The 4294-nt window shown below is 40.5% G+C and carries 2 protein-coding genes; both read left to right on the top strand.

Going from position 1 to position 4294, the window contains the following annotated elements:
* A partial coding sequence (gene dptG / locus KQJ19_RS22640; RefSeq protein WP_216404197.1) for a DNA phosphorothioation-dependent restriction protein DptG occupies positions 1 to 250 on the top strand: 250 nt, incomplete at its 5' end.
* The coding region (gene dptH / locus KQJ19_RS22635) for a DNA phosphorothioation-dependent restriction protein DptH (protein ID WP_216404196.1) at positions 231 to 4294 on the top strand (4064 nt) is incomplete at its 3' end. The genes dptG and dptH, both read left to right, overlap by 20 nt.

Here is a 4294-nt window from a genome sequence, read left to right as displayed (position 1 = left end):
TATCCAGGTGCGTGGGCGTGCAGGTAAAGTCTTGGTATTGAATCAGGATCGTTTGTTGCTATTGACCAATCTAACCATTGGTAAAAATTCAAAGCTACGTTTGCATGAGCTACTGACTGGTTTTGAACAACGAGGTTTTTATTTGGATAATCAATCAGCGCAAATGCTTGTGACGTTTTATGAGCGCATGGGCAATGTGGAAAGAATGAGTGACAGTGGAGATGCCGTGTATGTCCGTAAAACAGTATGAAACCTATCTAGCGGAAACTTTTATTGAATGGGTTAGTGGCATCATTCAGCCTGGCGAACGTTACCAATTCAAATCTCCTGATCCTGATAATGCCTTAAAACTTTGGCAAGCTTTTGTATCCTTGGCGGATGAAAAAAAGCTGGAGATAGCTCCAGATCAATTTATTTCCTGCCTTACTTGTAATGGTGTACAGCTTATCCCTGTACTACATGGCACAGATACCCCTGCATTTACAGAAAACTACATTTCTCACTTGCGAGATAAAGTTGCAGGGCGAAGCGGTGTTTTTGCTCAAACGGCACTGTTGATTATTCACAATAGTATGCTTGATACGCTAATCAACAGTACGAAGGATGTCGCTGCTCCTGGTTCAATTTGGTTTCCGGAAACCTTCAGCCATCAATTAGAAAAACTAATTACTTCAGATAGTAAAGGCTCTGAGTTATCTCTTTGTTTATTGGAAGATCAGCTAACGACGGTATTAGACGAAGGGGCAACCGTATTCGGTTTCTCATCGCTCTATCGCCTGCTAGATGACGGGAATTTGGATTTTTCAGAGCTACATCTTTTTAAAGATGATGAATTGTTAAATTTTAGTCAGAAGCAGTTACGTACCAGGCTTAACGAAAACCGCAAGTTGTACCGGCAAATAGAAGACAGTGTTGAACGTTATAGCGGTCAGCTGGAAAATGTGTTAACTGAGTTCAGTTCGAAATTTATTCAGGCCCACTTTGTTGATAAAGATGATTGGCGTGAACTTGATTTTTCTGAGTATCGGAAAGAGAAAGAGCTAAACAGTGAACAGAAACTTGTTTTCGAAAATATTTCTGTTGAAAACGGAGATATTTGGCAACGAGCAAAAAGTACCAGTAAGGCAGGAAAGCGCGATATTAGTTTATTAATACAGGTGCCACCAGGTCAATCGAATGTTGATTTAGAGTTCAGTTTTCAAGGCAATGATCTGCAGGATAATCAAATTAAGATTGCCCATCATCGCCAACTGAAAAAAGAGAATTTTTGGCGGACCAGTAGGGCTGGAGGTAAAACCTCTCGTATAATGGCATCAGTTCCTTTTGATGGAAATCCTTGTTTTTTTAGCCTTGAATTAACCAACCGTGATAATTCTGCAGAAGAATATAAATTTCGTCTATTGTTAGTGGAACAGGGAAGATTTTGGTTGAATGATATTCAACACTGTTTCCGAGTTGAACCTGGTAAGGGACAATTGACTTTACAGCTGGAGGACAACGAGTTACGTATTTCCGATTCGGGTGAACAGATCTACGTTCTAAATGAAGGAAGCGAAGATATTAATTGTCGGCAGTATGCACTGGTTAATTTTGATACTCTGGCAAATCAAAGCGATCTAGTTCAATTTACACTCGTCTCAGGTGATTCACGGCTGCTGTTTAATATTGAAGGTCCAGGGGCTGAGGAAGGTCTAACTTTACCTCTTCTGTTTGATCAGAGCCGATATAGCAAGCTCTTCAAAGAAGAGGGGAACGCGACTTTCAATCGATTAAAAGGGCGTATTATCCAGGATAATACCGAACATAAAGTTGTTGGCGTGCGTCAGCAGTTGCTTGCTCTCGAGGCCTTATTGGTTGAGAAACGCCTGCTTGGCACACATGGTGATGAGAGAGTATTTGAGCTTGATGAACTTCTCATTAGCTATCCTGAACTCCATAATGCTTATAATCAGCTATTTTCTTATTATCAATCCCGCAGTACTTTGCCAAGTTTGGTATCGTGGTCAACTGAATATCGTAGTTTAATCAGCCATATAATTTCGACGTTTGAGCAGGCATTGAAGCAAATTAACCTTAGTAGAGCTTTAACCGTGCAAGAAAAAAAGCTACTCTATTTAGGCATTTGCCATGTCGATACATATGAACGTTTATCTCCGCTACATCCTTTGGTACTAGCCTACCATTTACAGCTGGCGGAAACCATTGTTAAAGAACAAGAAGAATTTAACTCTGCATCATTCGCATTATTGCCTTCAATTACACTCGATCGTTTAGTTGTTTCAGGTTTAATGCCATTTGTTTACCATAGTGAGCATGAATACGCACAATTACAACCTGTGGAAGAAAATCGTTTCTGGATTGATGTTGTTCCTCAGCGCCAGGTCAGCCATGATTATGTCAAGCGTCTAGTAAGAGATAAATTAAATGAGTTTACGGATGCTTACTCAAGGTTATTCCTGAGCGGCAAAAATAATGCGCTTATTATAAATGCTATTAATCAAGGTACCGCTAAAGAGTTATTTCTCGGGTTGGTCGAATATTTTAAACAGGAAAAAGAACATTCTATTTCTGTACATGTGAACTGTTATGACGCACGTCTGTTGCCAAATATGTTTGATCACTTTGCTGAATGCTGTAGCTATGAAGAACTTAAAAATGATTTAGGACTTAACAGCGGCGCGTGGAGAGCTGAAGCTGATCTGCTGATTGATTTGCTACGCAGTAGGTTAACATTTAGTAAGTTCATGTTGCCGTCGGAAAGTGAAAAACTGGCCTATGCTCACTTGGCATTTTTTACTAATACTGCACCAGTAGATTGCCGTCAGATTCGCATTGAAGATGCGTCCAGCGGAGTGTTGTGCCATGGGTTGATTGCTGGAGAGGGAGCTGAAACACAAGGAGATGCTTACTTTACAGCATTTGGCCTGCGTGATGTTGATATTGAACCTTACTGTGCTTTGCGTCTTGCTCGATTAGTCGGGTGTTTGTGGCAGCCTGCGCGCCAGAGCAACAGCCAGTACCATGGCCAAGGTATTGGTTTGGCAGTAAGTGGTGATTTTAAACAACTGTTAAATTATTCATATAACAGTGCACTTTGGACTACTATCATTGACCCTAAAGTTACTCTCGATTTCTTTACCAGTCAGAAAGATGTGGTACTGATTCACTATTCGGATCAATACACCAGTTGTGCAGGTTATGATGCAGTTACCGTCACAAAGCAGGTTGACCTTTTCTTACGACTACTCCAGACAGAGAATTTACCAAGTCAACATACGTTAGATAGTAAGCATCTGCTTGCTGAATTTAATGCTTTTAATGGTGAATGGTTACTTAAAATGTTGCGTTCTAGTGAAAAGGAACGCAAAGAAAAGCATGGCATTATCGCTGCATACAAGTTTGTTCAGTCCATGCTGAACCAATCCGATATTTGTTGGATTCCGTTATCAGTTGCTGAAATGATTCGAGTATCTGGTAACGTCGGACTGAAAATGAAAGAGAGCGATTTGTCGAGGAATTTGCAGGGTTATCGTAAAGGTGCAATTTCAGATGATGTGCTCTTTGTCGGATTTAAGGAGAATACACTCTATCTTTTGCCACTTGAGGTAAAAACAGGGGCTCGACCAGATTACAATTATGCTGGTCAACAGGCTTGTGAGCTTAAACGTTACTTAAAAGAGGATATCCTGGAGCCTCAAACGTTGGCCTCGAATTTGTACCGGGCACTTTTTGTTCGCCAAGTATTAATGCAGGTAGAAAAGCTGCGTTTGTACGGTGTATTAGAAATTGGCAAGCTAGAACCTTTATTGGAAAATCGAGAATGGTGGTTAACAGGTGAGTATCAGTTAGGTGAATTAGCTGATTACCCGAATGGTTTTGTTGTCGCACATGTTGATAGCGGTACTTGTTTCGATATCTCTTATAAGGAAACTCAACAGGATATCTTACAGATTGAAATTCCTTACTCATTGTTACCATCACTTATTGCGAACCCAAATGGAGAATCATCGCTAGCGGATCGCTATCACGTCCCGTCTAAATATTTACTTAAGCCAAATCAGGATATAAATACCTTACAATCCGTAGCCGAAGTCTCAGCAATTAAAGCCCCCGAAGATGAAGGAAAATCTATATCTGAGGTATCGGTGCTACAACCTGAGGCGGTTACATGCAGAACTAATGATCAATCATTACAAATCTTGTTCGGACATGACGCAGTACAGCAGACACCATTGTATTGGGAACCAACCAATACCGCTAAGTTTATGAATACCAATACAGGTATTATTGGAAC

This window comes from Citrobacter sp. S46_ASV_140 (assembly GCF_018919545.1).
In the GTDB taxonomy this organism is placed as follows: domain Bacteria; phylum Pseudomonadota; class Gammaproteobacteria; order Enterobacterales; family Enterobacteriaceae; genus Citrobacter; species Citrobacter braakii.
The sequence above is the reverse complement of the archived record's forward strand: the minus strand, read 5'-3'. Positions and strand labels throughout refer to the sequence as shown.